General features: G+C 71.4%; 14 protein-coding genes. 4 read left to right on the forward strand and 10 right to left on the reverse strand.

Translation table 11 applies throughout. The features are described 5' to 3' along the window. Positions 1–119 precede the first annotated feature (119 nt). The 9 genes from BU198_RS40080 to BU198_RS40120 form a co-directional block, all read right to left on the reverse strand. Entirely contained in the window at positions 120–572 is a 453-nt protein-coding gene (locus BU198_RS40080; protein ID WP_188301660.1) for a GtrA family protein, read from the reverse strand. Continuing rightward, complete coding sequence (locus tag BU198_RS40085; protein ID WP_188301647.1) at positions 569–1,531, reverse strand: glycosyltransferase family 2 protein; 963 nt, start codon at positions 1,529–1,531, stop codon at positions 569–571. Before BU198_RS40085 ends, BU198_RS40080 begins: the two co-directional genes overlap by 4 nt. Before the next feature lie 192 nt (positions 1,532–1,723). Beyond that, the gene (gene tuf / locus BU198_RS40090; protein ID WP_188301648.1) at positions 1,724–2,917 is read right to left on the reverse strand and encodes an elongation factor Tu; all 1,194 of its coding nucleotides are present in this window, start codon (positions 2,915–2,917) and stop codon (positions 1,724–1,726) included. A gap of 198 nt (positions 2,918–3,115) precedes the next feature. After that, complete coding sequence (fusA, locus tag BU198_RS40095; protein ID WP_188301649.1) at positions 3,116–5,221, reverse strand: elongation factor G; 2,106 nt, start codon at positions 5,219–5,221, stop codon at positions 3,116–3,118. A 39-nt stretch (positions 5,222–5,260) separates the two neighbouring features. After that, a complete protein-coding gene (rpsG, locus tag BU198_RS40100) occupies positions 5,261–5,731 on the reverse strand; it encodes a 30S ribosomal protein S7 (RefSeq protein ID WP_030055803.1) in 471 nt (156 codons plus the stop codon). Between the two features lie 2 nt (positions 5,732–5,733). After that, positions 5,734–6,105 carry a 30S ribosomal protein S12 gene (gene rpsL / locus BU198_RS40105; RefSeq protein ID WP_014144289.1) on the reverse strand — a complete coding sequence of 124 codons (372 nt, stop codon included), beginning with the start codon at positions 6,103–6,105 and terminating at the stop codon, positions 5,734–5,736. Between the two features lie 379 nt (positions 6,106–6,484). Then, positions 6,485–8,080, reverse strand: coding sequence for a DUF2142 domain-containing protein (locus tag BU198_RS40110; protein ID WP_188301650.1), 1,596 nt, complete (start codon positions 8,078–8,080; stop codon positions 6,485–6,487). Between the two features lie 46 nt (positions 8,081–8,126). Next, positions 8,127–9,680 (reverse strand): hypothetical protein, encoded by a 1,554-nt coding sequence (locus tag BU198_RS40115; RefSeq protein ID WP_188301651.1) that lies wholly within the window; start codon positions 9,678–9,680, stop codon positions 8,127–8,129. A gap of 295 nt (positions 9,681–9,975) precedes the next feature. Further along, complete coding sequence (locus BU198_RS40120; RefSeq protein ID WP_223245569.1) at positions 9,976–10,527, reverse strand: DUF1707 and DUF4190 domain-containing protein; 552 nt, start codon at positions 10,525–10,527, stop codon at positions 9,976–9,978. 248 nt (positions 10,528–10,775) lie between these two features. Between BU198_RS40120 and BU198_RS40125 the strand changes: the two genes are divergently transcribed. The 4 genes from BU198_RS40125 to BU198_RS40140 all read left to right on the forward strand — a co-directional run bounded on the left by BU198_RS40125 (position 10,776) and on the right by BU198_RS40140 (position 15,869). After that, positions 10,776–11,594 carry an ABC transporter ATP-binding protein gene (locus tag BU198_RS40125; protein WP_188301652.1) on the forward strand — a complete coding sequence of 273 codons (819 nt, stop codon included), beginning with the start codon at positions 10,776–10,778 and terminating at the stop codon, positions 11,592–11,594. After that, positions 11,591–13,222, forward strand: a complete 1,632-nt coding sequence (locus BU198_RS40130; RefSeq protein WP_188301653.1) for a transporter — start codon at positions 11,591–11,593, stop codon at positions 13,220–13,222. Before BU198_RS40125 ends, BU198_RS40130 begins: the two co-directional genes overlap by 4 nt. Positions 13,223–13,375: 153 nt before the next feature. After that, complete coding sequence (locus BU198_RS40135) at positions 13,376–14,647, forward strand: DUF2786 domain-containing protein (protein WP_317620519.1); 1,272 nt, start codon at positions 13,376–13,378, stop codon at positions 14,645–14,647. A 109-nt stretch (positions 14,648–14,756) separates the two neighbouring features. Then, positions 14,757–15,869, forward strand: a complete 1,113-nt coding sequence (locus BU198_RS40140) for an ADP-ribosylglycohydrolase family protein (protein ID WP_188295391.1) — start codon at positions 14,757–14,759, stop codon at positions 15,867–15,869. 54 nt (positions 15,870–15,923) lie between these two features. On the opposite strand, the gene BU198_RS40145 is transcribed toward BU198_RS40140, so the two are convergent. Next, positions 15,924–17,149 (reverse strand): serpin family protein (locus BU198_RS40145; protein WP_188301655.1); only part of this gene is annotated, 1,226 nt, incomplete at its 5' end.

Raw genomic sequence — 17,149 nt, forward strand, 5'->3', positions numbered from 1 at the left:
CCGGCCCACGGAGGGGACGCGTGCAGCGGCACGCGTCCCCTCCGTCGTCGTTCCCCCCGTCGCCGCGTCGGCCGTCGTCGTGTCGGCCGTCGTCGCGGCCGCGGTGGCGCCGGCCGGGCTCAGTACTTCCGGAACACCCACAGCTTGAGCAGCACGAACCGGGCCACCGTGGCGAGGCCGTTGGCCACCACCAGACCGGCCACCTCGACGGCCCGCGAGGCGTGCGGCACCACCGCGTCCAGCAGCGCCAGGGCCCCGCTGCTGAGCCCGAGCCCGATCAGGAACGCGACCGCGCCCTGGAGCTGGTGGCGCACCGCGCCGTCCGGACCCGTGATGCCGAAGGTGAAGCGGCGGTTGGCCGCGGTGTTGGCCACCGCGCTGACCGCCATGGCCACCAGGTTGGCCGTCTGCGGCGAGGTGACCGGCCGCAGCAGTACGTACAGCGCCAGGTAGAAGAGGGTGCTCAGCACCCCGATGACCAGGAAGGACGGCAGCTGCCGGCGGACCGGCCGGGGCGGCGCCTCGGCGGGCTTGTCGCGCTCGTCCCTGGCCGCGGAGAGGATCTCGTTCACGCGCCCGTACCGTACCGGTCCTGCTCCTCGGCCGAGTCGTAGCCCACGAAGTACGCGGGTCGCGCCTGGACCGCCGAGTAGATCCGGCCGACGTACTCGCCCAGCAGGCCGACGCAGACCAGCTGCACGGCGCCGATGAAGAGCATCCCTATGAACAGCGAGGACCAGCCGGGCACGGTGGAGCCGACGGCGTACGAGATCGTCGTGTAGAGCGCCAGCAGGATGCAGACCAGGAAGCTGATCAGCCCGAGCCAGGTGGCCAGCCGCAGCGGGGCGGCGGAGAAGTTGGTGATGCTGTCCAGCGCGAGCCGGACCATCTTGGACAGCGGGTAGTGGGTGCTGCCCGCGACCCGCTCCTCCCGCGTGTAGACCACCTCGCCGCTGGGGAAGCCCAGCCAGGGCACCAGCAGCCGGTAGACCGGCTGGTGCTCGGGCATCGCCTTGAGCGCGTCCACCGCGGCCCGGCTGAGCAGCCGGAAGTCGCCGGCCTGGTTGGGCATCCGCTTGCCGACCAGCCTGCGCATCAGCCGGTAGTAGGCGCCGGCGGTGTGCCGCTTGAAGAAGGTGTCGGTGCCCCGGTCGCCGCGCACGCCGTAGACGATGTCCAGGCCCTGCTCGCGGGCGAGCTCCAGCATCTCGGGGATCTTCTCCGGCGGGTCCTGGAGGTCGGCGTCGATGGAGACGACGTACTCGCCGAAGGCCCGGTGGATGCCGGCGGTGAGGGCGGCCTGGTGGCCCGAGTTGCGGGCGAAGCGGACGACGCGGAACTCCGGCCAGTCCTGGCGGATCTTCTGCATCAGCACCGGGGTCACGTCGGTGCTGCCGTCGTCGACGCCGACCACCTCGTAGGCCACGCCGAGCCCGTCGAGGATCGGCCGGAGCCGTTCGACGGTCAGCGGGAGCGCCTCCTGCTCGTTGTAGATCGGCATCACGACCGACAACAGCGGTGCCGTTGACATGCGTTGGTCCCACTTTCCGCGAAGGCGGGGCTGGTTGGTGGCCCGACCATAACAGTCTGCGATGAGCGGCCGGTGAGAGGAGGCGCGCTCCTGGTGAATGCCCCGTGAGACGCCGAAGGGCCCCGCCCACCGTTGCGGTGCGCGGGGCCCTTCGGACTCGGCCTGTACGAGGCAGGCAGGTCAGAGCACCAATTACTTGATGATCTTGGTGACCTGGCCGGCGCCGACGGTGCGGCCACCCTCACGGATGGCGAACTTCAGGCCCTCCTCCATGGCGATCGGCTGGATCAGCGCGACGGTCATGGCGGTGTTGTCGCCCGGCATGACCATCTCGGTGCCCTCGGGGAGGGTCACGACGCCGGTCACGTCCGTGGTACGGAAGTAGAACTGCGGGCGGTAGTTGTTGAAGAACGGGGTGTGACGGCCACCCTCGTCCTTCGACAGGATGTAGGACTGGGCCTCGAAGTCGGTGTGCGGCGTGACCGAACCCGGCTTGATGATGACCTGGCCGCGCTCGACGTCCTCGCGCTTGATGCCACGGAGCAGCAGACCGACGTTCTCACCGGCCTGGCCCTCGTCGAGCAGCTTGCGGAACATCTCGATGCCGGTGACCGTGGTGGTGGTCTTGGTCTCCTTGATGCCGATGATGTCGACAGTCTCGTTGACCTTGAGGATGCCACGCTCGATACGACCGGTGACGACGGTGCCACGACCGGTGATCGTGAAGACGTCCTCGATCGGCATCAGGAACGGCTGGTCCACGGCGCGGGCCGGGGTCGGGATGGCCTCGTCGACCGCGGCCATGAGGCCGAGGAGCTTCTCGCCCCACTCCTTGTCGCCCTCCAGCGCCTTCAGCGCGGAGACGCGGACGACCGGCAGGTCGTCGCCCGGGAACTCGTACTCGGAGAGGAGCTCACGGACCTCGAGCTCGACGAGCTCCAGGATCTCCTCGTCGTCCACCATGTCGGCCTTGTTCAGGGCGACGACGATGTACGGAACGCCGACCTGGCGGGCCAGGAGGACGTGCTCCTTGGTCTGCGGCATCGGGCCGTCGGTGGCGGCGACGACGAGGATCGCACCGTCCATCTGGGCCGCACCGGTGATCATGTTCTTGATGTAGTCCGCGTGACCCGGGCAGTCGACGTGGGCGTAGTGACGCGCCTCGGTCTGGTACTCGACGTGCGCGATCGAGATGGTGATACCGCGCTGCCGCTCCTCCGGCGCCTTGTCGATCTGGTCGAACGGCGTGAAGGGGTTGATGTCCGGGTGAGCGTCGTGCAGCACCTTGGTGATCGCCGCGGTAAGGGTCGTCTTACCGTGGTCGATGTGACCGATGGTGCCGATGTTGACGTGGGGCTTCGTCCGCTCGAACTTCGCCTTCGCCACTGCAGTCCTCCTGAGGACAGATCCTGTACGCCGTGCTGACGTCAGTTGGTCTTGATCGGGCTTGGTTCGCGGTGCCGGAAGCACCTCGTACCGTCCCGCGGGGTAGGGGGCCGGAGGCCCCGGGAGAGTCCGTCCGGAATCTCCCGGGTCGCCTCCTAATAGCCTAAGGGGTCGCGATCATCCCGAAATATCGGGACGTCACTCGCCCTTGGACTTGGCGATGATCTCCTCAGCCACGGCCTTGGGGACCTCGGCGTACGAGTCGAACTGCATCGAGTAGCTGGCGCGACCAGAGGTCTTGCTGCGCAGGTCACCGACGTAGCCGAACATCTCGGAGAGGGGCACCAGCGCCGTGACGACGCGGGCACCGTGACGCTCGTCCATGGACCGGATCTGGCCACGGCGAGAGTTGATGTCACCGATCACGTCGCCCATGTAGTCCTCGGGCGTGGTGACCTCGACGGCCATCATCGGCTCGAGGATGACCGGCTTGGCCTTCCTCGCGCCTTCCTTGAAGGCCATCGAACCGGCGATCTTGAACGCGAGCTCGGAGGAGTCGACGTCGTGCGCCTGGCCGTCCAGCAGCTTCACGCGGACACCCTGGAGCGGGTAGCCGGCGAGCACACCGAACTCCATGGCCTCCTGGCAGCCGGCGTCGACCGACGGGATGTACTCCCGCGGGACACGGCCACCGGTGACCTGGTTGACGAACTCGTAGCCCTCGGCCTGCTCGAGCGGCTCGATCGCGATCTGCACCTTGGCGAACTGACCGGAACCACCGGTCTGCTTCTTGTGGGTGTAGTCGATGCGCTCGACGGCCTGACGGATCGTCTCGCGGTACGCGACCTGCGGCTTGCCGACGTTGGCCTCGACCTTGAACTCACGGCGCATGCGGTCGACCAGCACCTCGAGGTGCAGCTCGCCCATGCCCGCGATGATCGTCTGGCCGGTCTCCTCGTCCGTGTTGACCTGGAAGGACGGGTCCTCCTCGGCGAGACGCTGGATGGCAACACCCAGCTTCTCCTGGTCACCCTTGGACTTGGGCTCGATGGCGACGCGGATGACCGGGGCCGGGAAGTCCATGGACTCCAGGATGACCGGGTTCTTCTCGTCGGCCAGCGTCTCACCGGTGGTGGTCTGCTTCAGGCCCATGACGGCGACGATGTCGCCGGCGCCCACCGACTCGATCTCCTCACGCTTGTTCGCGTGCATGCGGTAGATCTTGCCGATGCGCTCCTTCTTGCCCTTCACGGCGTTCAGCACCGAGGTGCCGGACTCCAGGCGACCGGAGTAGATCCGGACGAAGGTGAGCTTGCCCAGGTGCGGGTCGGACATGATCTTGAACGCCAGAGCGGCCAGCGGCTCGTCGTCCGAAGCCTTGCGGGAGATCTTGGTCTCCGGGTCGTTCGGCTTCGTGCCCTCGATGGACTCGATGTCCAGCGGCGACGGCAGGTACTTGACGACGGCGTCGAGCAGGGGCTGAACGCCCTTGTTCTTGAAGGCGGTACCGCAGAAGATCGGAGTGAAGTCCGAGTTCAGGGTGCCCTTGCGGATCGCGTCCTGCAGCAGCTCGACCGGGATCTCCTCGCCCTCGAGGGCGAGCTCCATGACCTCGTCGCTGACGTTCGAGATCGTGTCGATCAGCGCTTCGCGGTACTCGTTCGCCTGGTCCACCAGGTCGGCCGGGATGTCGACGATGTCGTACATCTCGCCCTTGGCGGCCTCGGCGGACCAGACCAGCGCCTTCATGCGGACCAGGTCGACAACGCCCTGGAAGTCCGCCTCGGCGCCGATCGGCAGCTGCATCACCAGCGGGGTGGCGCCGAGGCGCTCCACGATGGTGTCGACGCAGAAGAAGAAGTTGGCGCCCGTGCGGTCCAGCTTGTTGATGAAGCAGATGCGCGGGACGCCGTAGCGGTCAGCCTGCCGCCACACGGTCTCGGACTGGGGCTCGACACCGGCGACACCGTCGAACACCGTCACGGCACCGTCGAGGACGCGCAGCGAACGCTCCACCTCGACGGTGAAGTCGACGTGACCCGGGGTGTCGATGATGTTGATGGTGTGGTCGGCGTCGTCGACCGTCCAGTGACAGGTCGTCGCGGCCGACGTGATCGTGATGCCGCGCTCCTGCTCCTGCTCCATCCAGTCCATGGTGGCAGCGCCATCGTGGACCTCACCGATCTTGTACGAGACACCGGTGTAGAACAGGATCCGCTCGGTGGTGGTGGTCTTGCCCGCGTCGATGTGCGCCATGATCCCGATGTTGCGGACCTTGGCGAGGTCAAGGGAGGTTGCAGCCATGGTGGCTCGTTCTCTCTCTGTCTAGTGACGGGGTAGGGACTACCAGCGGTAGTGCGCGAAGGCCTTGTTGGACTCGGCCATCTTGTGGGTGTCCTCGCGACGCTTCACGGAAGCGCCCAGGCCGTTGCTGGCGTCGAGGATCTCGTTCATCAGGCGCTCGGTCATGGTCTTCTCGCGACGGGCGCGCGAGTAGCCGACCATCCAGCGCAGCGCCAGGGTGCTGGCGCGGCCCGGACGGACCTCGACCGGAACCTGGTAGGTCGCGCCACCGACACGGCGGGACTTGACCTCGAGGGCCGGCTTGACGTTCTCCAGCGCGCGCTTCAGCGTCACGACCGGGTCCGAGCCGGTCTTCTCACGGACGCCCTCGAGGGCGCCGTAGACGATCCGCTCGGCGGTGGAGCGCTTGCCGTGCAGCAGGATCTTGTTGACCAGCTGAGTGACGACCGGGGAGCCGTAAACCGGGTCGATGATGACCGGGCGCTTCGGGGCGGGGCCCTTACGAGGCATTCTTACTTCTCCTTCTTGGCGCCGTAGCGGCTGCGAGCCTGCTTGCGGTTCTTGACACCCTGGGTGTCAAGCGAACCGCGGATGATCTTGTAGCGGACACCAGGAAGGTCCTTCACACGACCACCGCGCACCAGCACGATGGAGTGCTCCTGCAGGTTGTGGCCCTCGCCCGGAATGTAAGCGGTGACCTCGATCCCGCTGGTGAGGCGCACACGGGCGACCTTACGAAGCGCCGAGTTCGGCTTCTTCGGGGTGGTCGTGTACACACGCGTGCAGACCCCACGACGCTGCGGGGAACCCTTCAGCGCGGGAGTCTTGTTCTTCTCGACCTTGTCCTGCCGGCCCTTTCGGACCAGCTGCTGGATCGTAGGCACCGTTTCTCCGTTTTCTGTGTGCCAAGGCTTGGTGGAACTAACCTGTGGTGTTTCCCTCGCACCCGACCCCGTGGTCGACCCACGCGGTCGGGTGTGTTGGGCGTGTTACGACACGGAATCCCATGGCTGATGTACAGCGACGGCGCTCTACGCTCGGGGCGCTGGGAGGCGCTCCGGCTCGGCGCGGCGACCGGTGTGCATGCACGCAAAGGACCCGGGGACACCCCAGGCACAAGGTCAGAGCGTACCTAGCGCATCGGGCGCGGTCAAAACAAATGCAACGCCGCAGGTCGCGGGGGCTTGCGCCGGAAGCGGACCGGGAACCGGCCCTGGGGCGGGGCTCTCTACCACAACCGGGCACCCCCCGCACGGCGAAACCCTACGCCTCCGCGTGGGCCCCGGCGAGCCGGGGAGGACCCTCCGCGGAGCCGCCCCCGGCCGTCCCGGAGGAGTCCGGCAGCGGGCGTTCCCGGTTGTCCGACGCCGCCACGAACAGCCCCAGCGCCAGCGCGGCCAGCGTGTACACGACCAGCCACACCGCCCAGCCCCCGTACGGGGCCCAGTGGGCCGGGCTGATCAGCAGCGGCCCCTCGGTGCCGACCGTGTTGCGGCGCAGCGCCCACAGGAAGGCCGCGGCGTTGACCAGGGCGAGCGAGAAGCCGAACATCACCAGCAGCCGGCGCCAGGCGAAGCCGCCCCAGGGCATCCGCTCGTGGCAGATCGCGGCGCACATGATCGGCAGTCCGACGGCGAACGGCAGCAGGTACCGGCCCTGCCAGATCATGCCCAGCTGGCTCTGCAGGGCCTGTGCTGTTATCGGTATCACCACGATGCCGATCAGCACGCCGCCGATCGCCAGGGCGTCCCTGAACCGGGCGTAGACCAGGGCGAGCATCGCCAGGGCGATCACCACGCCGCACCAGACCACCAGCGTGGCGGCCGGCGACTGCGCGTCCAGCCACCCGAAGTAACCGACCATCTGCTTGATGTACAGCAGGCCGTTGTCGAAGGTCTTCCTGGCCGCGAGCACCGGAGTGAGGTCGCTCGCATCGATGACCGAGTTGTCCGGGTGGCTCGACGACCAGGCCAGGGCCCAGCCGGCCGTCGCCAGCGCCAGGACGCCCCAGAGCCAGGTCGCCCGGCGGCGCAGCACGTCGCGCAGCGCGCCCTTGCGGCCCAGCAGCAGCCCGAAGAACAGGGCCCCGCAGAACCAGATCAGGCCGAGCGGCCGGATGCTGATCAGCACCAGCGCACCGACGCCGAGCCGGGCCAGCCGGCGGTTCAGCAGGTGCGGGTCCGGGCTCATCAGCATCGGCAGGCCGGCGCTCCAGACCAGGATTCCCGCCGCGATCTCCGGACCGCTCGGGTTGACCACGCCGAACATGAACAGCGCCATCGGGGTGGTCGCGGTGACCGTGCCGAGCAGGGTGAAGGACCGCCGCCGCCACTCCGCCGCCGAGACCACCGCGCTCGCCGCCAGGGCGGAGCAGATCAGCGCCGACATCAGGCGCATCAGGTAGAACGCCTTCTCGCCGTGCACCAGACGGCTGGGCCAGCCCACGGCGAGGTAGTACGCCGGGTGGTAGCGGCCCGCCGCCGTGGTCACCAGGGTCGTCCCGGGGCGCTCCTTGAGCTCCGGGGCGCAGGCCGCCGGGATGCCGGGCTCGAAGACGTAGCAGGCGTTGACGTCCTTGACGTCCTGGTAGATGCGCGGGAGCTCGACGCCGGTCTCGGCGAACTGCCCCTCGATGCCCCCCACCACGTGCGGGACCATGACCTCCCGGCCGTCGATCTGGCCGCGGGCGACGGCCGCCGCCCTGACCAGGTGGGCGTGCTCGTCCGGTGAGGCTCCGGTCGGCGTGGAGATCGACCAGGACGCGCTGAGTGCGAAGAAGATCGCGAACGCGGCGAGCCACAGCCGCCTCGGCGAGGCGACGAGCCGGTCGGCGAGGCTCTTGACGGCGGTGATCATCATCTGGAAAGGACCTTCGGGTCAGCTCGGGCTCAGGGGCGGGAACCGGTCACTTGATCATGGTTTCCCACGTCTGGTCGCCCTTCTGCGAGCACTGCCCGCCGGGCGCGAACTTCGGGCACGTGCCGTCGAGCTTCTGCACGGTGTGCGAAACCCACGGCAGGATGCGGTAGGTGTTCTCCTTCGCCGGCATGTAACGGTCCGCCATCGAGGACGAGACCGTGCCGAGCAGGAAGAGGAGAGCGAACAGCGTACCGACGACGGCGACCCGCGGGCCGGGCAGGCCCGCCCCGGCGCCGTCCCCGGCCTCGGTGGCCTGCCGGCGCTCCATCACCCGGAGCGACACCAGGTGGGCGACCAGGGCGCACAACAGCAGGCCGCAGTAGAGCAGTTGGTTGTTGGTCCGGGTGTAGAGCTGGACCGTCTGGGTCTCGTACATGTGCGAGGCGATGTACATCCGCATCAGCCAGGCGCTCGCGAACATGCAGCAGATGGTGACGACCAGCGGCTTGCGGATGCCCAGCCACAGGGCGGCGCCGAGTGCGACGAACATCACCACGGCGAACAGGTCCATGCCGCCGAACTCTCCGGGCAGGGGCCACTCCCCCACCTTGCCCGGCATGTCCGTGCGCCACATCAGGAAGTACGCCGGGTCGGTCATGTTGTCGAAGCGGAACGAGGAGTCCTTGGTGTCCTGGCCCTCCGTCAGCATCGTCACCAGATAGCTGCCGCAGACCAGCAGGAAGGCGGCCCCGGTGGCGCCGAGGTAGGCCAGGCCCTTGCGGCGGTCCGCCCGCCAGGGGAAGTACGCCAGGGCCGCGACCAGCACCCCCAGGCCGCTCCACAGGAACCAGCCGGAGTAGGTGAGGAACATCAGGCCCAGCAGGGCGCCGAAGCCGGCCGCCTTCAGCAGCAGCGTCCGCCAGGCGTCCGTCCCGCTCCGGCGCAGGTGCACCACCAGCGCGACCAGCACGGGCACCAGGACGACCAGCACGGTCTGGCTGTACGGCTTGTACGCGTCGATCAGGGCGAAGGCCGGCAGCACGCCGAAGGCGAGCGCGCGGACCGGGCTGAGCAGCATCCGCCAGGAGAGGTAGACCAGCGGGCCGAACGCGGCGGCGCCGAGGATCTGGAGGTCCTTGAAGGCGTACGCGGTGTTGCCGCCGTGGAACCACTCGGCGTAGTAGCCCAGGGTGTAGAGCGGCGCCGGCGGGTAGACCGGCGAGCCCGAGGGCTGGCCGTTCGCCACGGCGTGGGCCCACTCGACGATGCGTCCGCTGTCGCCGTTGAGGCCGAACATCGGCCAGGGCGTGCCCAGCAGGGCGATGACCGCACCGGCCGCCACGAAGCCGCTGGCCAGGCCGGCCAGGGCGGCGGCGGAGAAGCGGGACACCAGGCCGAAGTGCCGGCCGGAGCGGAAGCGCAGCGCGAGCACGACCGCGCCGAGCAGCAGGAAGCCGATCACCGCGAACCGCAGCTGCACCGCGGCGAGGCCGCTCACCTGGGCGATCCGGTCCAGCGGGTCCAGCTTGAAACCGCGGGCCAGCAGCGGGAGCACCAGCGCGGCCAGGAAGGCGACCACGGCCTCCCCCGCGAGCAGCACCGGCGCGGACGTCCGGAGCCCGCCACCGGACCGGTCCGCCGATCCCCTGGTCAGGGAACGGCCTCCGCTCCGTGGGATCGTGGAGGCTTCCTGGGCACTGACTGTCAAGGTAGGTCCTCAGCTCGTGGTCGCTCGCTCAGCCCGTCCCGGCCGGTTCCCCAGCGGCTGGTGACGGAACTGCTTCCAGGCGTGCGGCGGCAGCCCCGGGCATCATAGATCCTTCACGTTCCGAAGACCCCATCGACATAGGGGCGGAACGGCGTGGCCACACCGGTGTCCGGACACCGGCGTCGGCCTACGCGGCGATGAAGAAGAGCAGCAGGGTCCAGAACGTGCAGCCCAGGTAGCCGAGGACCAGGCCGAAGACGGCCGCCCAGTCGCCGTCCATGTTGCGGCGCCGGATCTCGCCGCGGGCGATGTGACCGGTGATCACGGCGGGGGCGGAGAGCAGGAGCACGCTGCACAGCAGGGAGATCACCGCCAGCGCGCTGGTGGGGCGGGCCTGGGGCGGCGGCGGGACGGCCATGAAGGTGGCCGGGACCGGCGCGGCGACCGTGGGCGGCGCCGTCATCGGCCCGCTGGGCAGATCGGCCACCAGCGCGGCCAGCTGACCGTAGGTCTGCGCCGCGGCCACCGCCTCGTGGCGCTGCTCGTACTCCTGGACGGAGAGCCGGCCCTCGGCGAACGCGGCCTTGAGCACGTCCAGCGTGCGGTCCCGGTCCGCGTGGCCCGCCCGCATCACGGCCTGCGGCATCGCCACCGGCACGGGCGCCGGCTGCCAGCCGGCCGTCGGCCGCTTGCCCGGCGGATAGCCGGAACCAGGCTCGCCCCATGGTTGTACGGACATCCGCCACCTCCCGGTAGCGCGGCACCCCCGCGCACGTCACTGCTTCCTCATAGTGCAGGACGAACGGTGGATCCGAGTAGTTGCCGAATCGGCCCGGCAGCCGCCGGATCACCGGCGCCGGACGGCGTGCCTCACCCGTTCGGCGGGCGGGCTCAGGGGATGCTCAAGTCGGACGACAGCCTGTTCGAGCAGTGACAGGCTGGGCCTCCACGGAATTTCCACCACCACCACGAGCAGAGAAGGCACCCATGCAGGCGTCAGCGCCGCCGCCCTCCGGCCCCTCCGGACCGGGCACCCCGTCCGCCGTCAGCATCCAGGGGCTCTGGAAGCACTTCGGCGCCCAGGCCGCCGTGGCCGGGCTGAGCCTGGAGCTGCCGACCGGCGCGTTCATCGGGCTGGTCGGACCGAACGGCGCGGGCAAGACCACCACGCTGTCGATGGTCACCGGGCTGCTCCGGCCCGACCAGGGGACCGTCCTGGTGCACGGCACCGACGTGTGGGCGGACCCGGTCACGGTCAAGGCCCGGATCGGCATCCTGCCCGAGGGCCTGCGGATGTTCGAGCGGCTCAGCGGGCGCGAGCTGCTCCAGTACACCGGGCGGCTGCGCGGCCTGCCCGGCGCCGAGGTGGACCGGCGGGCCGAGGAACTGCTGACCGTCCTGGACCTCGGCCGGGACGCCGACAAGCTGGTCGCCGACTACTCCACCGGCATGCGCAAAAAGATCGGCCTGGCCGCCGCGCTGCTGCACAACCCCGACGTGCTGTTCCTGGACGAGCCCTTCGAGGGCGTCGACCCGGTCTCCGCCCAGACCATCCGAGGCGTGCTCAAGCGGTACGCGGCGGCCGGTTCCACGGTGGTCTTCTCCAGCCACGTGATGGAGCTGGTCGAGCAGCTCTGCGACTGGGTCGCGGTGGTCAACGCCGGCCGGGTGATCGCCCAGGGCCCGCTGGACTCGGTGCGGGGCGGACGCAGCCTGCACGAGGCCTTCCTGGAGCTGATCGGCGTGCGCGAGGACGACGGGCAGTCGCTCGGCTGGCTCGGCGGCCGCACCGGGGGCGAGCGGTGACCGCCGAAGGCGGCACGCGTACGGCTCCCGTGCCCGACGCCGGCACGGTGGTCCGCGCCCTGGTGGCGCTCAAGCTGCGGCTGCTGCGCAACGGCCTGCGGCGCAGCCCCGGCCGGACCGCCGTCTACGTGATCGGCGGCGTGTTCGGCCTGGCCCTCGCGGGCGGCGTCGCCGTCGCCATGGCCGCGCTGAACGGACGCCACGCGGGTTCCGGGGACGCCGGGGTGATGCTGCTCGGCGTGCTGACCCTGGGCTGGGCCGCGCTGCCGCTGTTCCTGTTCTCCAGCGACGAGAGCGCCGACCCGACCCGGCTGACCATGCTGCCGCTGCGGCCGGGCCCGCTGCTGCGCGGCTCGCTGCTGGCCGCGCTGATCGGACCGGGGCCGCTGATCAGCCTGGTGCTGGTGACCGGCGCGGTGCTGTCCGGCGCGGCCGGCGGCGCCTCGGCCGCGGTCGCGGTGATCGGTGTGCCGCTCGCGGTGCTCTGCCTGGTGACGCTCTCCAGGGCGGTCGCGGCGGGCAACGCCCGGATGCTCTCCAGCCGGCGCGGCAAGGACTTCGCGATCTTCGGCGGGCTGGCCTTCGCGCTGCTGGTCCAGGTCGCCAACGTGGGCTCGCAGAGCGTCTTCGGCCGCCGGGGCGGGCCGATCGACCTCAGCCCGCTGGAACCGATCGCCGCGGTGCTGCGCTGGATCCCGCCGATCAGCGCGGCGGACGCGTCGCGCACCGCCGGCGAGGGCCGGTACGGCCTGGCCCTGCTCCAGCTCGCCGCGGCGGCCGGGCTGCTGGCGCTGCTGCTGCGCTGGTGGCGGCGGAGCCTCCAGGAGCTGATGGTCACCGCCGACTCCTCGACCCTGGAGGTGGCCCGCGGGGTGCGGGGCTCGCGCGGCTGGGGCTTCCTGCCGGAGGGCAGGACCGGCGCGGTGATGCAGCGCCACCTGCGGTACGCCTGGCGCGAGCCGCGGGCCAAGGCGGCGCTGTTCACCAGCATCGGGATGACGCTGGTGATCTGCGTGCTGTCGATGGTGCAGGGCTGGGCGAGCGTCTACCTGCTGGCGATGACCGGGGTGTTCCTCGGGTTGCAGATGCTCAACCTGTTCGGCATGGACGGCTCGGCGTTCTGGATGGTCGCCGCCACCCTGCGCACCCCGGCCGACGCCAGGGCCGAGCTGCGCGGCCGGGCGTACGCGGTGCTGTCGTACGCGGTCCCGGTGACGGTGGTGCTCGGGCTGGTGCTGGCCGCCGTCACCGGGCGGTGGGGCGAGCTGCCGTCCGCGCTCGGGCTGGCGCTGACGCTGCTCGGCTGCGGGATCGCGCTCGGCTCGATGTTCAGCGTGCTGGCGCCGTACACCATGCCGGCCGACAGCAATCCGATGCGCAGCGCCGCCCCGGGGCAGGGCGGGCTGATCCTGCTCAACCAGTTCGGCTCGATGGTCGGCGTCACGGTGCTGGCGCTGCCGGTCGGCGGCTACCTGGCCTGGGCGCTGCTCTCGGGCGGGCCGAGCTGGCCGGTGCTGCTGGTCGGCCCGCTGTACGGGGCCCTGGTCGCGGCCCTGGGCGTACGGCTGGCCGCGGGCCTGCTGCTGGAGCGCACACCGGAGATCCTGGCCAAGGCCGTCGAGCGCTGAGCCGAATCGTTCCCTCCTCGGATCACAGCGCGGATCACCGCTCAGATCACAGCTCAGATCACAGCTCGGACGTCGGCTCGCCAGGCCGTTCCCGACGGCGACTCCGGCATCATGGGCAGGAGGCCGGGCCGTCGAGGAGAGCAGGGAAACACCGTGGGCAAGCGCGCGCAACAGGGCGGGAGCGCCGAACCGCTGCTGGAGCAGGCGGTGCGGTCGGTGCTGACGGCCCCGGAGGACGCACTGGACCTCGCCCTGGACACCGGGGCCTCGCTGCTGGCCGCCTCGGCCGGGCAGTGGCCGACGGTCAGCCGGGCGGTGCTGGCCCACGCGGACACCGCCGTCGGCCGCTGCTGGTCCGCCGGCTGGCGGCCGGCCGACCTGGTCCGGGTGGTGCGGCGCGGCCTGAAGCCCGTCCACCTGGCCCTCGCGGTGGACCTGATCGCCGCCGAGGCCCGCCGCCACCCCTCGGCCGCCCTGGACCGGCGCTGGCAGGAACAGCTGCGCGAGCTGGAGGCCGAGGTCTGGTGGTCCGGCGACGAGGAGTACCTCGGCGCCTTCGCCGACCGGCACCGGCTGGACCGCTTCGCGCTCGCCACCGCCGTCCTGGAGCTGCTGCGCACCTGGGGCCGGCTGCCCCCGATCGCCCCGGTCGGGCCCGCCCCCGGGCAGACCGTACGGCCGCAGCACCGGGCGCCGGATTCCGGCGAGCCGCGGATGCTCTCGCGGATCCGGGCGCTGCTGGCCAAGGCCGAGTCCACCGAGTACCCGGAGGAGGCCGAGGCGCTGACCGCCAAGGCCCAGCAGCTGATGGCCCAGCACAGCATCGACGACGCGCTGCTGGCCGCGGCCGGCGCCGACCGCGACACCCCGGCGGCGCTGCGGATCGGGGTGGACAACCCGTACGAGGGCCCCAAGACGATGCTTCTGGACGCCGTCGCGGCGGCCAACCGGTGCCGGGTGGTGTGGGCCAAGGAGTACGGCTTCTGCACCGTGGTCGGCTTCGACGGCGACCTGGACGGCGTCGAGCTGCTCTACACCTCGCTGCTGGTGCAGGCCACCCACGCACTCAACCGGGCGGGCTCCCGCAGGGACTCCCGCAGCAAGGCGTTCCGGCAGTCCTTCCTGGTCGCGTACGCGGCGCGGATCCGCGAGCGGCTGACGGCCGCCACCGAGCGCGCCACCAGCGCCGCGGCGGCCGGGCGGCACCTGCGCGAGGACGGCACCGAGGAGCAGCTGCTGCCCGACGCGCGGCTGCTGCCCGCCCTCGTCGCCCGCTCGGAGGCGGTGGACGAGGAGGTCGGCCGGCTGTTCCCGAAGCTGGTCTCGCAACGGGTCAGGGTCAGTGACGGCGTGGGCTGGGCGGCCGGACGCGCCGCCGCCGACCGGGCCGCGCTGCACGGGCGGGCCGGGCAGCTCCGCCGGTAGGCCGGGCCCCGCGGTGCCCGACCCGCCCCGACAAGATCCACCCGGAGCCCGGCGGCGCTCCGACGGACCTGATAGAACGTAGTCCGCCACGAACGAAGGGGGATTCGACGTGACGGAGCCGGCGGCCGAGTCGGGGTACCGGGACCGGGTGCGCGGAGCGCTGCTCGGCGGAGCGATCGGCGATGCGCTGGGCTGGCCGGTGGAGTTCCAGCAGCTCCACCAGATCCGGGACCGGTACGGACCGGACGGCGTGACCGCGCTGCCGGCCGGGCCCGGCCCGGTGGAGGTCACCGACGACACCCAGATGACGCTGTTCACCGCCGAGGGCCTGATCCGCGGCTTCGTCCGCGGCTGGACGGGCGGCGGCGGCTCGGTGCCGGAGGCCGTCCACGGCGCCTACCGGCGCTGGCTGCGCACCCAGTACCAGGGCGCGCCGGACACCGCGCCGCAGCCCCGCCCGTACGACGGCTGGCTGCTGAGCCGGCCCTTCCTGTACGCGCGGCGGGCGCCGGGCAACGCGTGCCTGAGCGGGGCGTCCGAGCACCCGGTGTTCGAGGCGCCGTCCGCGATCGGGCTGGCCGGGCCGGTCAACCCGGGCTCCAAGGGCTGCGGCACGGTGATGCGCTCGGCGCCGTTCGGACTGGCCAGGCTGGGCGCCGAACAGTCCTTCGGGCTGGCGGTGCAGTGCGCCCAGCTCACCCACGGACACCCGACCGGCTACCTCGCGGCGGGCGCCTTCGCGGCGCTGGTCGAGCGGCTCGCGAACGGCACCGAGCCGTGGGCGGCGGTCGGCGAGACGGTGGAGCAGATCCGCGAGCTGCCGAGCTCCAAGGAGACCGTCCAGGCGCTGGCCCGGGCGGTGCGGCTGGCCCAGGAGGCCGAGCCGGCGGCGGAGACGGTGGAGCGGGTCGGGCTCGGCTGGATCGCCGAGGAGTGCCTGGCCATCGCGGTGTACTCGCTGCTGGCGGCCACCCTGGACCCCGACCCGGTGCGCACCGCGCTGCTGCTGTCGGTGAACCACTCCGGGGACAGCGACTCCACCGGCGCGGTCTGCGGCAACCTGGTCGGGGCCGCGTACGGCGCCGCGGCGCTGCCCGCCGAGTGGGCCGGAGCGGTCGAGGGCCGTACGGAGCTGCGGCAGGTCGCGGACGACCTGCTGGTGCTGTTCGGCAGCCGCGACCCGCTGCACCCGGGGCTCGGCGGGCGCTACCCGGCCTGGTGAGCCGCCCGGGCGGCGCGCCCACGGGTCCCCCGGGGCCCACCGGGCTTGCCGGGCCTACCGGGCCTGCGGGTCGGTGACCTGGCCGAGGAACAGCGGCGCCCCGCCCCTGGTGTCCCGGATCAGGAACAGGAACGGCCGGTCGAGGTGCAGCCGGACGGGCTTGTCGGCCTGCGGCGCCGCCGCCGCCTCCATCCCGGCACCGCTGCCGGCCGCCGCGACCGTACCCTTCTCGTCGACCTCGACGGTGGCCTTCTGCACCACCGTGCCGACGACGAGCGGGTCCTTGGTGATGCCGCCGAAGTCGGCCCCGTCGAAGGCCGCCCGCACGCCGAGCGAGCGCAGCGCCGGGGTCAGCTCCTCCGAGGTGCCGAAGTGGAAGCGCGGCAGCTGGAGGTCGACCGGCCGCTCGGCGAGGGCGCCGAGGATGCGGTCGAGCTGGGGCTGGTCCAGGCTCTTGGCGAAATCGGCGAAGCCGCCCTGCGCGGGGACGATCAGGTCCATCACCAACCCGCCGTCCGCGTAAGGGAGTTCGACGGCCTGCCAGGGCTCGCCGGCGATCCCGCCGGAGCCGTCGGCGTACTTGAAGTCCCCGGTCTGCCCCATCGTGGGGACGGCCGGAGCGGAGCCGTCGAGCTTGTGGAACGGGCGGTCGGCGGTGTGCGAGGGCTTGAAGGCGGAGGCCCACTCGGCCTTGAGGCAGAGCGCGTCGGTGAGCACCAGCCGGGTGTCCTGGGTGATCGCGCCCTGGCCGAACAGGTCCTTGATCCGGCCGTCGGTGGCCTTCTCCACGGTCTCGTTGACGGTCTTGCGGGCCCCGTCCGGGTCCTTGGCGAAGTCGGTCTGGTGCACGCCGGTGTCGAAGGCGGCGGCGAGGGTGGCCAGGTAGTCCGGGGCGACGGACAGTCCCCGCTGGGTCCAGACGTCGTCGCTGCGGCTCAGGGTGAGCTTGCCGGTCGCCGGGACCGGCCGGTTCAGCTCGCCGGTGGCGAGCGCGTACTGCTGCGGGGTGAGCCCGGTGTGCAGGGCCTTGGCGAGTTCCTCGGCGGTGGTGCCGCGGGCGCCGGGCAGCAGCATGGCGAGCAGGGTGGCCAGGCCGGACGGGGAGACCACCAGGTTGCGGTCGGCCGCGTCCGGCTGGGCGGTCAGGGTGTGCAGGAGGTCCAGGCCGAAGGCGTCGGTGGCGGCCGCGGTGGCGGCCACCTGGGCCGGGTCGACCGCCGGCCGACTCGCGGGCGCGGAGGCCCTGAGCTCCACGGGCGCGGCGGCCCCGGTGCTGCCGC

This window comes from Streptomyces sp. CBMA156, assembly GCF_014596515.1.
Taxonomy (GTDB): Bacteria; Actinomycetota; Actinomycetes; order Streptomycetales; family Streptomycetaceae; genus Kitasatospora.